Origin of the sequence: Pseudomonas sp. NPDC087615 (assembly GCF_044743445.1) — a bacterium.
In the GTDB taxonomy this organism is placed as follows: Bacteria; Pseudomonadota; Gammaproteobacteria; order Pseudomonadales; family Pseudomonadaceae; genus Aquipseudomonas; species Aquipseudomonas baetica_A.
The window spans coordinates 1-14,672 of sequence record NZ_JBIUWM010000041.1 but is presented as its reverse complement, the minus strand read 5'-3'; the positions used below and the strand labels follow the sequence as shown (position 1 = coordinate 14,672).

General features: G+C 57.4%; 15 protein-coding genes and 1 pseudogene. 7 read left to right on the top strand and 9 right to left on the bottom strand.

What is annotated here, in order from left to right:
- Window positions 1-5 precede the first annotated feature (5 nt).
- The 3 genes from trpD to ACIOU6_RS19535 all read left to right on the top strand — a co-directional run bounded on the left by trpD (window position 6) and on the right by ACIOU6_RS19535 (window position 2,692).
- Window positions 6-1,055 carry an anthranilate phosphoribosyltransferase gene (trpD, locus tag ACIOU6_RS19545; RefSeq protein WP_123532375.1) on the top strand — a complete coding sequence of 350 codons (1,050 nt, stop codon included), beginning with the start codon at window positions 6-8 and terminating at the stop codon, window positions 1,053-1,055.
- Entirely contained in the window at window positions 1,052-1,888 is an 837-nt protein-coding gene (trpC, locus tag ACIOU6_RS19540) for an indole-3-glycerol phosphate synthase TrpC (RefSeq protein WP_221731082.1), read from the top strand. Before trpD ends, trpC begins: the two co-directional genes overlap by 4 nt.
- A 96-nt stretch (window positions 1,889-1,984) precedes the next feature.
- Window positions 1,985-2,692: a lipoyl protein ligase domain-containing protein gene (locus ACIOU6_RS19535; protein WP_401138659.1), complete on the top strand. Its 708-nt coding sequence runs from the start codon at window positions 1,985-1,987 to the stop codon at window positions 2,690-2,692.
- Here ACIOU6_RS19535 and crp read toward each other — a convergent pair.
- Window positions 2,689-3,333 carry a cAMP-activated global transcriptional regulator CRP gene (gene crp / locus ACIOU6_RS19530; protein WP_339433325.1) on the bottom strand — a complete coding sequence of 215 codons (645 nt, stop codon included), beginning with the start codon at window positions 3,331-3,333 and terminating at the stop codon, window positions 2,689-2,691. The two genes, ACIOU6_RS19535 and crp, sit on opposite strands and share 4 nt — an antisense overlap.
- A 235-nt stretch (window positions 3,334-3,568) precedes the next feature.
- Between crp and ACIOU6_RS19525 the strand changes: the two genes are divergently transcribed.
- Window positions 3,569-3,991 (top strand): OsmC family protein, encoded by a 423-nt coding sequence (locus ACIOU6_RS19525; RefSeq protein ID WP_221731079.1) that lies wholly within the window; start codon window positions 3,569-3,571, stop codon window positions 3,989-3,991.
- A 215-nt stretch (window positions 3,992-4,206) separates the two neighbouring features.
- Here ACIOU6_RS19525 and coq7 read toward each other — a convergent pair whose 3' ends face one another.
- The 6 genes and pseudogenes from coq7 to hemJ all read right to left on the bottom strand — a co-directional run bounded on the left by coq7 (window position 4,207) and on the right by hemJ (window position 8,783).
- Window positions 4,207-4,854 (bottom strand): 2-polyprenyl-3-methyl-6-methoxy-1,4-benzoquinone monooxygenase, encoded by a 648-nt coding sequence (gene coq7 / locus ACIOU6_RS19520; RefSeq protein WP_221731078.1) that lies wholly within the window; start codon window positions 4,852-4,854, stop codon window positions 4,207-4,209.
- A 199-nt stretch (window positions 4,855-5,053) separates the two neighbouring features.
- Complete coding sequence (locus tag ACIOU6_RS19515; protein WP_401138658.1) at window positions 5,054-5,392, bottom strand: histidine triad nucleotide-binding protein; 339 nt, start codon at window positions 5,390-5,392, stop codon at window positions 5,054-5,056.
- 80 nt (window positions 5,393-5,472) lie between these two features.
- Window positions 5,473-6,261 (bottom strand): SDR family oxidoreductase, encoded by a 789-nt coding sequence (locus ACIOU6_RS19510; RefSeq protein WP_221731077.1) that lies wholly within the window; start codon window positions 6,259-6,261, stop codon window positions 5,473-5,475.
- 61 nt (window positions 6,262-6,322) lie between these two features.
- Window positions 6,323-7,274: pseudogene (locus ACIOU6_RS19505) on the bottom strand (DUF805 domain-containing protein).
- Between the two features lie 78 nt (window positions 7,275-7,352).
- On the bottom strand, window positions 7,353-8,321 hold the full coding sequence (locus tag ACIOU6_RS19500) for a nitronate monooxygenase family protein (protein ID WP_221731075.1): 969 nt from the start codon (window positions 8,319-8,321) through the stop codon (window positions 7,353-7,355).
- Window positions 8,322-8,354: 33 nt separating this feature from the next.
- Window positions 8,355-8,783, bottom strand: coding sequence for a protoporphyrinogen oxidase HemJ (hemJ, locus tag ACIOU6_RS19495; RefSeq protein ID WP_221731074.1), 429 nt, complete (start codon window positions 8,781-8,783; stop codon window positions 8,355-8,357).
- A 135-nt stretch (window positions 8,784-8,918) separates the two neighbouring features.
- Between hemJ and argC the strand changes: the two genes are divergently transcribed.
- Together argC and erpA are read left to right on the top strand one after the other, a co-directional pair.
- Window positions 8,919-9,953, top strand: coding sequence for an N-acetyl-gamma-glutamyl-phosphate reductase (argC, locus tag ACIOU6_RS19490; protein WP_221731073.1), 1,035 nt, complete (start codon window positions 8,919-8,921; stop codon window positions 9,951-9,953).
- Between the two features lie 167 nt (window positions 9,954-10,120).
- Window positions 10,121-10,471 carry an iron-sulfur cluster insertion protein ErpA gene (gene erpA / locus ACIOU6_RS19485; RefSeq protein ID WP_060541601.1) on the top strand — a complete coding sequence of 117 codons (351 nt, stop codon included), beginning with the start codon at window positions 10,121-10,123 and terminating at the stop codon, window positions 10,469-10,471.
- Window positions 10,472-10,545: 74 nt separating this feature from the next.
- On the opposite strand, the gene ACIOU6_RS19480 is transcribed toward erpA, so the two are convergent.
- Together ACIOU6_RS19480 and ACIOU6_RS19475 are read right to left on the bottom strand one after the other, a co-directional pair.
- Window positions 10,546-11,637, bottom strand: a complete 1,092-nt coding sequence (locus ACIOU6_RS19480) for an anhydro-N-acetylmuramic acid kinase (protein WP_221734394.1) — start codon at window positions 11,635-11,637, stop codon at window positions 10,546-10,548.
- A gap of 3 nt (window positions 11,638-11,640) precedes the next feature.
- On the bottom strand, window positions 11,641-13,056 hold the full coding sequence (locus ACIOU6_RS19475) for a peptidoglycan DD-metalloendopeptidase family protein (RefSeq protein WP_401138657.1): 1,416 nt from the start codon (window positions 13,054-13,056) through the stop codon (window positions 11,641-11,643).
- 212 nt (window positions 13,057-13,268) lie between these two features.
- Here ACIOU6_RS19475 and tyrS point away from each other — a divergent pair, with 212 nt between their 5' ends.
- Complete coding sequence (gene tyrS, locus ACIOU6_RS19470; protein ID WP_401138656.1) at window positions 13,269-14,474, top strand: tyrosine--tRNA ligase; 1,206 nt, start codon at window positions 13,269-13,271, stop codon at window positions 14,472-14,474.
- The last annotated feature ends 198 nt before the right edge of the window (window positions 14,475-14,672 follow it).

The following is a 14,672-nucleotide window of genomic DNA, read 5'->3' as shown; positions in this document are numbered from 1 at the left end:
TTCCCATGAATATCAAGACAGCCCTGAGCCGTATCGTCGATCACCTCGACCTCAGCACCGATGAAATGCGCGACGTGATGCGCGAAATCATGACCGGCCAATGCACTGACGCGCAGATCGGCGCTTTCATGATGGCCATGCGCATGAAGAGCGAAAGCATCGATGAAATCGTCGGCGCCGTATCGGTGATGCGTGAGCTGGCCGATCAGGTCGAACTCAAGACCCTCGACGGCGTGGTCGATGTGGTCGGTACCGGCGGTGACGGTGCCAACATTTTCAACGTATCGACCGCGTCTTCTTTTGTTGTTGCGGCAGCGGGTTGCACCGTGGCCAAACACGGCAACCGCGCGGTGTCGGGCAAGAGCGGCAGCGCCGACTTGCTGGAAGCCGCCGGTATCTACCTCAACCTGACGCCGGTTCAGGTCGCCCGTTGCATCGACAACGTCGGCATCGGTTTCATGTTTGCCCAGACCCATCACAAAGCCATGAAGTATGCCGCCGGCCCACGCCGCGATCTCGGCCTGCGTACGCTGTTCAACATGCTTGGCCCGCTTACGAATCCGGCCGGTGTTAAACATCAGGTGGTGGGTGTGTTCAACCCGGCGTTGTGCCGACCGTTGGCGGAAGTCTTGCAACGCTTGGGCAGCAAGCATGTGCTGGTGGTGCATTCGAAGGATGGTCTGGACGAATTCAGCCTCGCTGCACCGACCTTTGTCGCCGAACTGAAAAACAACGAGATCACCGAGTATTGGGTCGAACCCGAGGACTTGGGCATGAAGAGCCAGAGCTTGCACGGCCTGTCGGTCGACGGCCCGGAGGCGTCGCTGGCGCTGATCCGCGATGCGCTGGGCAAGCGCAAAACCGAGAACGGCCAGAAAGCCGCCGAAATGATTGTGCTCAACGCCGGCGCGGCACTCTACGCCGCCGACGTGGCCAGCAGTTTGAAACAAGGCGTGGAGCTGGCGCACGACGCTCTGCACACCGGCCTCGCTCGGGAAAAACTTGAGGAGCTGGGTGCCTTTACCGCGGTATTCAAAGTGGAGAATGAAGGATGAGTGTACCGACGGTTCTGGAAAACATTCTGGCGCGCAAAGTTCAGGAAATCGCCGAGCGTAGCGCTCGTGTGAGCCTGAGCGAGCTGGAAAGCCTGGCCAAAGCGGCCGATGCGCCCCGTGGTTTCGCCCAGGCGTTGCTGGCACAGGCCAAGACCAAACAACCGGCGGTCATTGCCGAGATCAAAAAGGCTTCACCGAGCAAAGGCGTGATCCGCGAAAACTTCGTTCCGGCCGACATTGCCAAAAGTTACGAGAAGGGTGGGGCGACCTGTCTTTCCGTACTGACCGATATCGATTACTTCCAAGGCGCCGATGCGTACCTGCAACAGGCTCGCGCCGCGTGCAAACTGCCGGTGATCCGCAAGGACTTCATGATCGATCCGTACCAGATCGTCGAAGCCCGTGCGCTGGGCGCCGACTGCGTGCTGTTGATCGTTTCCGCGCTGGATGACGTGAAAATGGCCGAGTTGGCGTCGGTGGCCAAAGGCGTTGGTCTTGATGTCTTGGTGGAAGTGCACGACGGTGATGAGCTGGAACGTGCGTTGAAAACTCTCGATACGCCACTGGTCGGGGTCAACAACCGTAATCTGCACACTTTCGACGTCAGTCTGGAAACCACCCTCGACCTGCTGCCGCGTATTCCGCGCGATCGTCTGGTGATTACCGAGAGCGGCATCCTCAACCGTGCAGATGTCGAACTGATGGAAATCAGCGACGTTTACGCGTTCCTGGTCGGCGAAGCGTTCATGCGCGCCGAAAGCCCGGGTGTTGAATTGCAGCGTCTGTTCTTCCCGGAACGTGGGGCTGCGGTCAGCGGCTCGACCCTCGACTGATCTTTTTTGCAGGCGCCCGCGTCCCCTTTGGGGCCGGGCTTGCTCGCGAAGAGGCCCTCAAATTCTCTAAAGACTTCAAGTCTGTCGGAGCCATGCATGTCGCAGCCAACCGCCCTGACCATTGAAGCCGGCCTGCAAGCCGAGCAGGACTTGCTCGCCTCAGTCTGCGCCGGTGATGCGGAATTCGGCCTTCTGATCTGGCAACCCAGCGACCACGCGCTGGTCATGCCTCGCCGCCTCAATCGTCTCCCCGGTTTCGAACACGCCTGCGAAGTCTCCGCTGCCGCCGGCTGGCCGGTGCTCCTGCGCGAAACTGGCGGCGAACCCGTCCCGCAATCTGCCGCGACGATCAACATTGCACTGGTCTACGCGCCACCCCGCAACGAAGGCGATCTGAACCGCATCGAAACCGGCTACCGCCGCTTGTGCGATCCGATCTGTCAGTTGCTTGATGAGTTGGGCGGCACATCGTCCTTGGGTGAAATCGAAGGAGCGTTCTGTGACGGACGTTTCAACGTTAACCTCGACGGCCGAAAAATGGTTGGCACCGCCCAGCGCTGGCGCCAGAGTCAGGGCGGACAGCGTCCGGTGGGCCTGGTGCACGGTGCGATGCTGATGGAGAACGAACGCGAATCGATGGTCGCGGCGGTCAATCGTTTCAACCAAGCCTGTGGCCTGGAACCGCGAGTGCGTGCCGAAAGCCATATCGCCTTGCACGAGAAATTCAGCGCGCCACAGGCGTTGGCGCGACTCGATGAGCTCTTTCGTTTAATGCTGGCGCAGATCTACAGCGTCGGTCTCTAACGAGTACCGAAGACCACCATCGTCTTGCCTTTCACGTCGACCAGGTTGCGTTCCTCAAGATCCTTGAGCACGCGACCGACCATTTCCCGCGAACAACCGACGATCCGGCCGATTTCCTGACGGGTCACCTTGATCTGCATGCCGTCCGGGTGGGTCATCGCGTCGGGTTGCTTGCACAACTCCAACAGGCAGCGTGCCACTCGTCCCGTGACGTCGAAGAACGCCAGATCGCCGACCTTGCGCGTGGTATTGCGCAGGCGTTGTGCGATTTGTCCGCTGAGGACGTAAAGAATGTCCGGATCCTGCTGCGACAATTCGCGGAACTTCGCGTAGCTGATTTCCGCCGTTTCGCACTCGACCTTGGCCCGCACCCAGGCACTGCGCTGCTGTTCCTGGCCGGCCTGTTCAAACAGTCCCAGTTCGCCGAAGAAGTCCCCCGCGTTCAGGTACGCAATGATCATCTCGCGGCCGTCGTCATCCTCGATCAGGATCGTCACCGACCCCTTGATGATGAAGTACAACGTGTCCGAACGATCGCCAGCACAAATGATGTTGCTCTTGGCCGCATGCCGACGGCGTTGACAATGCGTCAACAGCTTGTCGAGGTTCTTGATTTTGGGTGTGGGGGTAATAGCAACCATGGTTGTATCCCGAAAAAACTGCACGGTTATGTTTAATTTTTTTATGAGGCGCTGAAGATGGTCGCTACACAACTGGCTGAGCGCCAGCGAATTGGCGCCAGCTTACCAGACACTTCCGCGCAAATTCGAGAAATTACCTACGCTACTGGAGCATTCGTCCTATGAACGCTGCTCGCTGTCAGAGCAAAGCCCTGTGATAAGCTGGCGCCCCTTTTTTTACAGTGGAGTCTGGGCGATGAAGGCACGCATCCAATGGGCTGGCGAAGCCATGTTTCTCGGCGAATCCGGTAGTGGGCATGTTGTGGTCATGGACGGTCCTCCGGACGCCGGTGGTCGTAATCTGGGGGTTCGTCCGATGGAAATGCTCCTGCTGGGCGTCGGCGGTTGCAGCAACTTCGACGTGGTCAGCATTCTGAAGAAGTCCCGTCAGAACGTTGAAAGCTGCGAAGCCTTCCTTGAAGCCGAGCGTGCGACTGAAGATCCGAAGGTGTTCACCAAGATCCACATGCACTTCGTGGTCAAGGGCCGTGGCCTGAAAGAAGCCCAGGTCAAGCGCGCCATCGAACTGTCTGCCGAAAAATATTGCTCGGCTTCGATCATGCTCGGCGCCGCTGGCGTTGCTATCACCCACGATTACGAAATCGTCGAACTCGGTTGAACTGACATTCAACTATCATAAAAGCAGTGCCGACTCTGGCGATCCCCCGCTGACGTCTGCATGATGCGCCGCTTTTTCAGGGCCGTGATCGGTCAGCCGGCGGCGAGACACAAAAAAGGCGACTACTTAGCGGTAGTCGCCTTTTTATGGCAGGAGTAAAGAGCTTGTGGGAGCTGGCTTACCTGCGATGAAACCCTCTGGTACGGATACAGTCTTCAGATCCGGTAGGTGCTCTTGGTCATCACCTTCGCCAAAAGACTCATCCCGAACTTAACCGGTGCCGGAAAGCGGAAACCGCCAGCCTCCAGTGCACTCTCGGCATGATGCTCTTCATCGATACGCATCTGCTGCAGAATTGCCCGGGACTTTTCATCCCCATTTGGCAGTTGCTCCAGATGCTCATTCAAGTGTTTGCACACCTGATGTTCGGTGGCCGCAACAAACCCCAGGCTGACCTTGTCGCTGATCAAGCCAGCGACAGCGCCGATGCCGAACGACATGCCATAAAACAGCGGATTGAGCACGCTGGTATGGCTCCCCAGTTGCTGAATGCGTTGTTCGCACCACACCAGGTGATCAATCTCTTCTTCCGCGGCGTGCTCCATGGCTTCGCGCACTTGCGGCAATTTGGCGGTCAGGGCCTGGCCCTGATACAGCGCCTGGGCACAGACTTCACCGGTATGGTTGATGCGCATCAGGCCGGCGACATGGCGAGTGTCTTCGTCGCTCATTTGTGTTTCCGGCTGCAGGATGGCCGGTGACGGGCGGTACGGCTGGCCACTGAATGGCAGTAATGTACGCATCGCGGCATCGGCTTGCAGCAGAAGACGGTCAATCGGCGAGTAGTGACGTTGGGTAGTCATGCTGACCTCCGGGAAGAATCTCGATGGCCAGTTTAACCGAATCGGCCAGGGAAGGTTTGCGCTGGGTCATATGCCATGGGGGCATGTTTCTTTGTGGGAGCGGAGTTTGTTCGCGAAAACGGTGTGTCAGCCGAAGATGCTCCGAATGTGCTGACATCTTCACGAGCAAGCCCGCCCCCGCAGTGGAAGGGATTGTGCCTTAGCCCGGAGGCCAGTTCATCTGGCGCTGACCCAGTACGTGCATATGAATGTGATAGACGGTCTGCCCACCTTTTTCATTGCAGTTCATCACCACGCGAAAGCCTTCTTCGCAACCCAACTCCAGCGCCAGGCGCTGAGCAGTGAACAGGATGTGCCCGGCCAGTGCCTTGTCGTCTTCAGTCAGATCATTGAGGGTGCGCACCGGTTTCTTCGGGATCACCAGAAAATGCACCGGTGCCTGAGGGGCGATGTCGTGGAACGCCAGAACCTGGTCGTCCTCGTAAATGATCTTCGCCGGGATTTCCCGGTTGATGATCTTGGTGAACAGACTATCCACTGCTGTTTTCTCCGTTGTGTGGGTTGGCCTGAGTGTACTCATGGGGAATGGACCCGCCCAGTTTTTTGCCGTAGGACAGTTCAGCGTGGGCAGTAAGCCTTGTTGACCATACCGACGAGGGTGCGGTTGAGCCAGCGCGAACCGAGTCGCGGCAGAAACGCGAACCAGCGATTGCGCCGTCCTGGAATGATGATCGCGCGGTTTTTTTCCAGTGCACGCACGGTGTATAGCGCGACTTCCTCGGGGCTCATCAGCATTTTGCTGTCGTTGAGTTTTTCGTTGTTGAGCTGCGCGGTGCGGAAAAAGGCTGTGCGGGTCGGGCCAGGGCACAGAACCGAAACTTTTACTGCGCTCTGCTTGAGCTCCACGCGCAGCGCTTCGGAAAAATGCAGGACATAGGCCTTGCTGGCGTAGTACGTGCTCATCCATGGACCAGGATTGAACGCGGCAATCGAGGCGACGTTGAGAATCTGCCCCCCACCCTGCAGTGCCATGCTGTTGCCGATCGCATGGCACAAGCGGGTGAGGGCGAGGATGTTGACCTCGATCAGATCTTGTTCGGTCATCCAGTCCTGAGCCAAAAAGGGGCCACAGGTGCCGATGCCAGCGCAGTTCACCAACAGATCGATCTGTCGGTCACCTTCTTCCAGTTCCAGCAAAAAACCGGACAGGCGCAACGGCTCGCCCAGATCGCAGGCGCGGAACAGCACCTCGACGCCGAAGCGCTGGGTCAGTTCGATCGCAATGCTTTCCAACTGATCACGCTGTCGTGCCACCAGAATCAGGCTGCGGCCGCGCCGCGCCAGTGCTTCGGCCATGGCCAAGCCGATACCGCTGGAGGCGCCAGTGATCAGAGCGTAACGGGTCATGCAATTCTCCATCGCAACAACTCCGCGCCAGCGACGCGGGTGTCACGGCGGGGAGCGCTGCTCATTCGTTCGCAGAGTCTACAGGGGGCCTGCGCCGCTTCGGCTGCCTCGTCAGCGGAATTTGCGGCCGGCTCGACTTCGACATCGATTTCGTCGGTGGTCACAGAGCCGCTTTCGTAGCTGCTTTCCAGGGTGCTTTCGTATTCCTGCTGAACTGCCGAGATTCCACCGAGTATTGCGCCCGCGAATATCAGGGCGACAAACACGATCCACAGGGAGCAGAGCACTTTCACTGCGGTGGTGTTTGGTGGCGGTGGAGGACCATAGCGATTGGCGACGGTATCGCCGGGGACGGCCATAATCACCAGCGGGAAGAAACTGCCCACGAACGGTACAAGGTTCAGTAACCACAGCCAGCCTGACCAGCCGATGTCGTGCAGACGTTGAACGGTGAACAGGATGCTGACAATCATGAATCCCAGAAACAGGAAAAAGGCAAAGATGCCGCCGATGATCAGTCCGGTGGTGGAGTCGCCGCTGACAAGCCCCAGGGCGATCAGGGCGAACACGCCGACGATGGGCATCGTCACCAGGCTGAGTACCATTGTCCAGGCCAGAAAGCGCAAGCGTCCGATCCTGCCTTCGACGCTGAATGGCTTGAGCGTGGCGAATGGCGGTAGGCTTTCGCCTACGCTGGCGCGCGGTGGTGCATAGGGTGAGTCCGGTTCTGCCACGCCAGCAGATTGTTCGTGGACGTCCGACAGGTTCAACTCGATGGCTGTTTCTGTTTCGATCCGTGCATCGATCCCGGTTTTGCTCAACGCTTGCAAATAAGCATGAGCATCGCCATGGGACAGGTCGCGTTTGAGTGCCACTGTACTGCCATTGAACAGACGCTCGATGGCGGTCACTTCGGTTTTGAACAGATCCGCCAGATTGAGTTTGGCAGTGGTGATATCAACACCGGGCTGTAGAGCGCCGTCGAAAACGATCTTGTAACGGGTGTCGCTCATGGGCGAGGCATCCTTGTCGCGAGTAGATTGAAAGGTCGTTAGTGTAAGGCCTGTCCACAAGGGACGGGCGCGATTTTCTCAGCGAGGCCAGCGTTTCGGCAACTGCGCTGCGCGCTCCTGGGCCTGGCGGTACTCAGCATCGAGGCGCGCGATCAACTGATCCACGCTTGGCAGATCATCAATCTGTCCGACACCTTGACCGGCAGACCACACGGTTTTCCAGGCTTTGGCTTCGTCGCTGATCGGTTTGAGCTTATCGCCGAAATTCACTTCGCCCTTGCCTTGTAGCGCGGTCATGTCGAAACCGGCTGCCTCCAGGCTTTGACGCATGAAACTGGCCGGCACCCCGGAAACCGCTGGAGTATGAATGATGTCTGCCGCTTTGGCTGTCAGCAGCATCTGCTTGTAGGCGTCAGGTGCATGACTTTCAGTGGTGCCGATAAATCGCGTACCGAAGTAGGCCAAATCCGCGCCGAGCATCTGTGCAGCGAGAATCTCATGCCCATGGTTCAGGCATCCTGCAAGCAACAACGTTTTGTCGAAGAACTCACGGATCTCGGCAATCAGTGCAAACGGGCTCCAGGTGCCGGCATGACCGCCGGCGCCGGCCGCCACTGCGATCAAACCGTCGACACCCGCCTGGGCAGCCTTCTCGGCATGACGGCGGGTGGTAACGTCGTGGAAGACCAGACCGCCATAGCTGTGCACGGCGTCGACCAGTTCCTTGACCGCGCCGAGGCTGGTGATGACGATGGGCACTTTGTGCTCGACGCAAATATTCAGGTCCGCCTGCAAGCGCGGGTTGCTGTTGTGAACAATAAGGTTCACTGCGTACGGTGCCGGGTTGTTCAGTGTCGCCAATCCCGCTTCGATCTGTTCCAGCCAGGCTTTGAAACCGCTGCTTTCGCGTTGGTTCAGCGCCGGGAAGCTACCGACCACGCCATTACGACAGCAGGCGATCACCAGTTCAGGGTTGGAGATCAGAAACATCGGCGCCGCTACCACTGGCAGGCGCAGAGTTTGTTCGAGCAGAGCGGGCAGCGACATTGGAAGTACCCCAAAGTGTTGTGTTTGTTGAAGTTAGAACGGCTTGACCACGACCAGAATTACGATAGCCAGCAATATCAGAACCGGCACTTCATTGAACCAGCGATAAAAGACATGGCTGCGGGTGTTCTCGCCACGAGCGAAACGTTTTACCTGCGCGCCGCACATGTGGTGGTAGCCGATCAGCAAGACGACCAGGGTCAATTTGGCGTGTATCCAGCCGCCCATGCTGAAGATGCTCGGGTTGAGATAGATCAGCCAGCCGCCAAAGATCAGCGTAGCGATCATGGCCGGGCCCATGATGCCGCGATACAGCTTGCGCTCCATGACGCTGAAGCGTTCCTTGCTGACGGTGTCTTCACTTTGCGCGTGATAAACGAACAGTCGCGGCAGGTAAAACAGCCCGGCAAACCAGCAAACGACGCTGACGATATGAAAAGCCTTGATCCACAGATAGAGCATTTTGGGTTATTCCCTCATTCACGGTAAGCCGGATAGTAGAGGCTTGAGCGTCCGCGCGTCACCTTGATGGTTGTCGCAGGCGCGCGTGGCCCCTATTATCGACGGCTTTCCAGTGGGTTCGTTGAGGGCAGGTTTATGGTCAAGGTCGGTATCGTCGGCGGCACGGGTTACACCGGTGTCGAACTGCTGCGTCTGTTGGCACAGCATCCGCAGGCAGAAGTGGTCGTGATCACTTCCCGATCCGAGGCCGGTCTGCCCGTGGCTGACATGTACCCGAACCTGCGCGGACACTACGACGGCCTGGCGTTCAGCGTGCCCGATATCAAAACGTTGGGCGCTTGCGATGTGGTTTTTTTCGCCACACCGCACGGTGTGGCTCACGCACTGGCAGGTGAATTGCTGGCCGCAGGCACCAAGGTCATCGACCTGTCCGCGGACTTCCGTCTTCAAGACGCTGAAGAATGGGCAAAGTGGTACGGTCAGCCTCACGGTGCTCCGCAGTTGCTGGATGAAGCTGTCTATGGCTTGCCTGAAGTCAATCGCGAGCAAATCAAGAAAGCACGCCTGATCGCGGTGCCGGGTTGCTATCCAACCGCAACACAGTTGGGTTTTCTGCCGTTGCTTGAAGCCGGTCTGGCCGACACCTCGCGTTTGATCGCTGACTGCAAGTCCGGTGTCAGCGGTGCAGGTCGCGGCGCGGCTGTAGGCTCGCTGTACTCCGAGACGTCGGAAAGCATGAAGGCCTACGCGGTGAAAGGTCACCGTCACCTGCCGGAAATTCGCCAGGGGCTGCGTCGCGCGGCGGGCGAGGATGTCGGTCTGACCTTCGTTCCTCACTTGACCCCGATGATCCGTGGCATTCATTCCACGTTATACGCCACCGTGGTCGATCGCTCGGTGGATCTGCAGGCACTGTTCGAAAAGCGTTATGCCGATGAACCGTTCGTCGATGTGATGCCAGCGGGCAGTCATCCGGAAACTCGCAGCGTGCGTGGCGCCAACGTTTGCCGTATTGCGGTTCACCGTCCGCAGGATGGCGATCTGGTGGTGGTCTTGTCGGTGATCGACAACCTGGTCAAAGGCGCGTCGGGGCAGGCGGTGCAGAACATGAACATCCTGTTCGGGCTGGACGAGCGTTTCGGCCTGTCCCACGCCGGTATGCTGCCGTAACCTTACAGTTGCACAGTAAAAAGGCCCGTTGAACGGGCCTTTTTGCATTCTGAACCGCCGATCGGCTTGATTGATATACCGTAACAATAGTTGACCGATTTTCTCGGACAAGCGGATAATGCGCGTCATCACGCATTATGGCGGCGTAACGCCGGGAGATAGTCAGCATGAGCGTCGAATCCTTCACCCCCACGGCTTTGCAATTCACCCACGGTGCCGCGCACAAGGTGAAGAGCCTGGTCGATGAAGAGGGGAATGATCGCTTGAAGCTGCGCGTATTCGTTACGGGCGGCGGTTGTTCAGGGTTTCAATACGGTTTCACCTTCGATGAAGAGGTGGCAGAGGACGACACCATCGTCGAGCGTGAAGGCGTGAGTCTGGTGGTTGACCCGATGAGCTTCCAGTACCTCGCGGGTGCCGAAGTGGACTACCAGGAAGGTCTGGAAGGTTCGCGCTTCGTGATCAAAAACCCGAACGCCACCACGACCTGTGGTTGCGGATCTTCGTTCTCGATCTGATCGCACTTCGCTGAACACAGCAAAACGCCGCAGAGCCTCACGGTTCTGCGGCGTTTTGTTTTCTGTAAATTGAGTCAGGCGGGGTAGATAGCGCCAAGTACTCGCAGGCCGCGGGCGCCGGTGACGCTTGGGCGGTTGGCGGCAATGCCTTCTAGACAGCAATGGGCCAGCCAAGCGAAAGCCATGGCTTCGACCCAGTCCGGGTCTACACCGCGCGTGGCGGTGCTGGCGACTTTCGCCTTCGGCAGCAGATCGGCCAGTCGCTTCATAAGCGTGGCATTGTGCGCGCCGCCACCGCAGACCAACAGTTCTCTGGTATCGGATTGAGCGCTTTGCAGCGACTCAACAATAGTCAGCGCGGTCAGCTCAAGCAAAGTGGCCTGGACGTTTTCAGCAGCAAGCGTCGGTAGGTGGGAGAGGTGCTGTTGCAGCCAAGGCAGATTGAACACTTCCCGCCCCGTGCTTTTCGGCCCTTTGGTCACGAAGAAAGGGTCGCTGAGCAGTGCTTTGAGCAGGCTTGGTTCTGCAGTGCCGGTGGCTGCCCACTGACCATTGCGATCGTAGTTTTCTCCGACTTGTTGTTGAATCCAGGCGTCCATCAGCACATTTCCGGGGCCGCAATCGAAACCGGCTACAGGCTTGTTCGGCTCGATCAGGCTGAGATTGCTGAAACCGCCGACATTCAAGACAGCCTGGTTGCCGTTACGCTCTTCGAACAAAGCTTCATGGAAGGCTGGTACCAGTGGTGCGCCTTGGCCACCGGCAGCGACATCGCGGCTGCGGAAGTCACTGACCACTGTGATACCTGTCAACTCGGTCAGCAGGGCCGGGTTGCCGATCTGTACGGTGAAGCCGCGTGCGGGCTCATGGCGAATGGTCTGGCCGTGACTGCCTATCGCGCGTATGGCTTGAGGTTGGAGCTTCTGCTGATCAAGGAGGGTGTGAATGCCCTGAGCGGCGAGTTTTACCCAGTTCTGCTGTGCAATCGCAGAGCGGGCGATCTCGTCAGGGCCGCTGGCGCATAAGCCAAGTAGCTCGGCGCGCAGGGACTCAGGCATAGGGATGTAATGCGTGGCGATCAGTTTGATCGCCGGGGTATGTTCGATCAGCGCGATGTCCAGGCCATCGAGACTGGTTCCAGACATCACACCGATATACAGGGCCATGGCTTAACGCTTGCTCGAAGCCAGCATTGTGGCCTTCTCTTTATCCATGCGTGCCATCAGCGGCTGGCTCTGAGCCATGAAACGAGAGCGCTCGGATTTGGCGATCGGATCGGCCATTGGCAGCTTTTGTCCCAGTGGATCGACGTGAACGCCGTTGACCTGGAATTCATAGTGCAAGTGCGGACCGGTGGAAAGGCCGGTGGTGCCGATGTAGCCGATCACTTGGCCCTGCTTGACGGTACCGCCGGTTTTCACGCCTTTGGCGAAGCCTTGCATGTGCCCGTAAAGCGTACGGTAAGTATTACCGTGCTGGATGATCACTGTGTTGCCGTAGCCGCCGCGACGACCGGCCAACAGCACTTTGCCGTCACCGGCAGCCTTGATTGGTGTGCCGCGTGGTGCTGCGTAATCGACACCTTTATGAGCACGGATCTTGTTGAGGATAGGATGTTTACGGCCCATGGAGAACTTCGAGCTGATGCGGGCGAAGTCCACCGGGGTACGGATAAACGCCTTGCGCATGCTGTTGCCGTCAGCCGTGTAATAACTGCTGTTGCCCTGTTTGTTGGTGTAACGAACAGCGGTATAGGTCTTGCCTCGGTTAGTGAACCGCGCGGACAGGATCGGACCGTTGCCGACAGCTTTGCCGTTAACCACTTTCTGCTCGTAGATAACGTCGAAATCATCACCCTGGCGGATGTCCTGCGCAAAGTCGATGTCATAGCCGAATACATTGGCCATATCCATGGTCAGGCTGTGAGACAGGCCAGCACGCGCAGCCGACTGCGACAGCGAACTGTTGATGACGCCGTGGGCATAAGCAGTGCGAACGGTTGGTTTCGCGATAACACGGTTGAAGGAATAACCTTTGTCATTCTTGGTCAGGGTGATGGTTTCGACATCACTGACCTTGCTGTGAAGGCTGGTCAGTTGCCCTTCCGGGTTCAGATCGAATTCGAGTTTCTGGCCGTGTTTGAGCTGGCTGAATTGCTTGGCTTGCTTGTCACTGGCCAGTACTTCATGCACGGCCGCAGCTGGCAGCCCCACCTTTTCGAACAATGTGGACAGCGTATCGCCCTTGGCGACGACGATTTCGCGGTGCCAGGGGTCTTTTGGTTTTTCGTCGGCCTGAACTGTCGCGGACGCGGCTTCAGTAGTGTTTTCGCTACTGTTTTCTATCTGTGCAAATGGCGAAGCTACTGGCTCGTTTGTGGCTTGAGCCGCGTCAGCGGCGTCTTGATCTTGTGCCAGTTGATCAGCAGGACTTTCCAGTTCAAGGCTCAGCGTTGTCTTTTTGGCTTCAACATCACTGGAAGGAAATACCAGGAGCGCCAGGCTGAGAAGGGCGGCGATTCCACTTGCGGCGAGCAGGTGGGTCTTCGGGTAAAGCGGCGGCGCTTTAGACGGTTCTGTGGTCATAAGTAATTTTGACTTTGAATAGTGATGAATTGGAAAAGATGAATGACATGATGAAGATGAAATAACTGTATAAAATATAACCAAATCATCTCTGAAGCAAGTCTACAGACCTTGCGTCTGTGGATTGGTGTCCGTGCGCCGGGCAAAACTTGTAATTGGTGCGCGATCTTGTATGGTTGGTTCCCTTTGAATCTGAGCCTTGCGGGTCTGTTATGAAGTCGGTTGAAGAGCAGCTAGCGCTGATTAAACGTGGTGCGGAAGAACTGTTGGTCGAGTCCGAGCTGATCGAGAAGCTCAAGCGTGGCCAGCCGCTGCGTATTAAGGCTGGTTTCGATCCAACCGCTCCCGATCTGCACTTGGGTCACACTGTGCTTATTAATAAGCTGCGCCAGTTCCAGGAGCTGGGGCATCAGGTGATCTTCCTTATAGGTGACTTCACCGGGATGATCGGTGATCCGAGCGGCAAGAGCGCAACGCGGCCGCCGCTGACTCGTGAGCAGGTTCTGGAAAATGCCGAGACTTACAAAACTCAGGTGTTCAAGATTCTTGATCCGGCGAAGACCGAAGTCGCGTTCAACTCCACCTGGATGGATCAGATGGGGCCGGCAGATTTCATTCGTCTGACTTCGCAGTACACCGTTGCTCGCATGCTTGAGCGCGATGACTTCGATAAGCGATACACCACCAATCAGCCGATCGCGATTCACGAGTTTCTCTATCCGTTGGTTCAGGGTTATGACTCTGTTGCTCTGCGTGCGGATGTCGAGTTGGGTGGTACCGATCAGAAGTTCAATCTATTGATGGGGCGTGAGCTACAGCGTGGTTATGGTCAAGAGGCTCAGTGCATTCTGACTATGCCGCTGCTGGAAGGGCTGGATGGCGTGAAGAAAATGTCCAAGTCGCTGGGCAATTACGTCGGCATCCAGGAGGCGCCCGGTGTCATGTACGGCAAACTGGTTTCTATTCCAGATGCGCTTATGTGGCGCTACTTCGAGTTGCTCAGTTTCCGTACCATGGATGAGATTGGTGCGTTCCGTGCTGATGTAGAGGCTGGAGCCAATCCGCGCGATATCAAAATCAAACTGGCTGAAGAGATCGTTGCGCGCTTCCATGGTGAAGAGGCAGCTGCGAATGCTCACCGTGCGGCGGGTAATCGTATGAAGGATGGCGAGTTGCCGGATGATCTGCCGGAGATCAAGCTCGCTTCTGCTGAGGATATGCCGATTGCTGCTGTCCTTAATAAGGCAGGCCTGGTGAAGAACTCCGCTGCTGCACGAGATCTGCTGGCTTCTGGTGGTGTGCGGGTTGATGGTGAGGTGGTTGATCGCTCCTTTGTATACGTACTGGGGGCGACTCACGTTTGTCAGGCTGGTAAGAAGGCATTCGCGCGTATTTCGTTGAAATCTGAGGGGGATTGAAAATAGGTGTTGACGGCGAATTCCAGACGTCTATAATTCGCCCCACTTCCGGCGCAGTCGAAACGGAAAACTCCTTGAGATTCAATGAGTTATGATGTTTTCGGCGGTGGGTTGCTTCAGGTTATCGAAGCCAGAAAGAAGTTGAAAAAGAGGTGTTGACAGCAGCGTGTAACGCTGTAGAATTCGCCTCCCGCTGAC

What these genes read in the sequence shown, in the direction of transcription:
- trpD (WP_123532375.1), top strand. Translation starts at nt 6, where the DNA reads ATGAATATCAAGACAGCCCTGAGCCGTATCGTCGATCACCTCGACCTC.
- trpC (WP_221731082.1), top strand. Translation starts at nt 1,052, where the DNA reads ATGAGTGTACCGACGGTTCTGGAAAACATTCTGGCGCGCAAAGTTCAG.
- ACIOU6_RS19535 (WP_401138659.1), top strand. Translation starts at nt 1,985, where the DNA reads ATGTCGCAGCCAACCGCCCTGACCATTGAAGCCGGCCTGCAAGCCGAG.
- crp (WP_339433325.1), bottom strand. Translation starts at nt 3,333, where the DNA reads ATGGTTGCTATTACCCCCACACCCAAAATCAAGAACCTCGACAAGCTG.
- ACIOU6_RS19525 (WP_221731079.1), top strand. Translation starts at nt 3,569, where the DNA reads ATGAAGGCACGCATCCAATGGGCTGGCGAAGCCATGTTTCTCGGCGAA.
- coq7 (WP_221731078.1), bottom strand. Translation starts at nt 4,854, where the DNA reads ATGACTACCCAACGTCACTACTCGCCGATTGACCGTCTTCTGCTGCAA.
- ACIOU6_RS19510 (WP_221731077.1), bottom strand. Translation starts at nt 6,261, where the DNA reads ATGACCCGTTACGCTCTGATCACTGGCGCCTCCAGCGGTATCGGCTTG.
- ACIOU6_RS19500 (WP_221731075.1), bottom strand. Translation starts at nt 8,321, where the DNA reads ATGTCGCTGCCCGCTCTGCTCGAACAAACTCTGCGCCTGCCAGTGGTA.
- hemJ (WP_221731074.1), bottom strand. Translation starts at nt 8,783, where the DNA reads ATGCTCTATCTGTGGATCAAGGCTTTTCATATCGTCAGCGTCGTTTGC.
- argC (WP_221731073.1), top strand. Translation starts at nt 8,919, where the DNA reads ATGGTCAAGGTCGGTATCGTCGGCGGCACGGGTTACACCGGTGTCGAA.
- erpA (WP_060541601.1), top strand. Translation starts at nt 10,121, where the DNA reads ATGAGCGTCGAATCCTTCACCCCCACGGCTTTGCAATTCACCCACGGT.
- ACIOU6_RS19480 (WP_221734394.1), bottom strand. Translation starts at nt 11,637, where the DNA reads ATGGCCCTGTATATCGGTGTGATGTCTGGAACCAGTCTCGATGGCCTG.
- ACIOU6_RS19475 (WP_401138657.1), bottom strand. Translation starts at nt 13,056, where the DNA reads ATGACCACAGAACCGTCTAAAGCGCCGCCGCTTTACCCGAAGACCCAC.
- tyrS (WP_401138656.1), top strand. Translation starts at nt 13,269, where the DNA reads ATGAAGTCGGTTGAAGAGCAGCTAGCGCTGATTAAACGTGGTGCGGAA.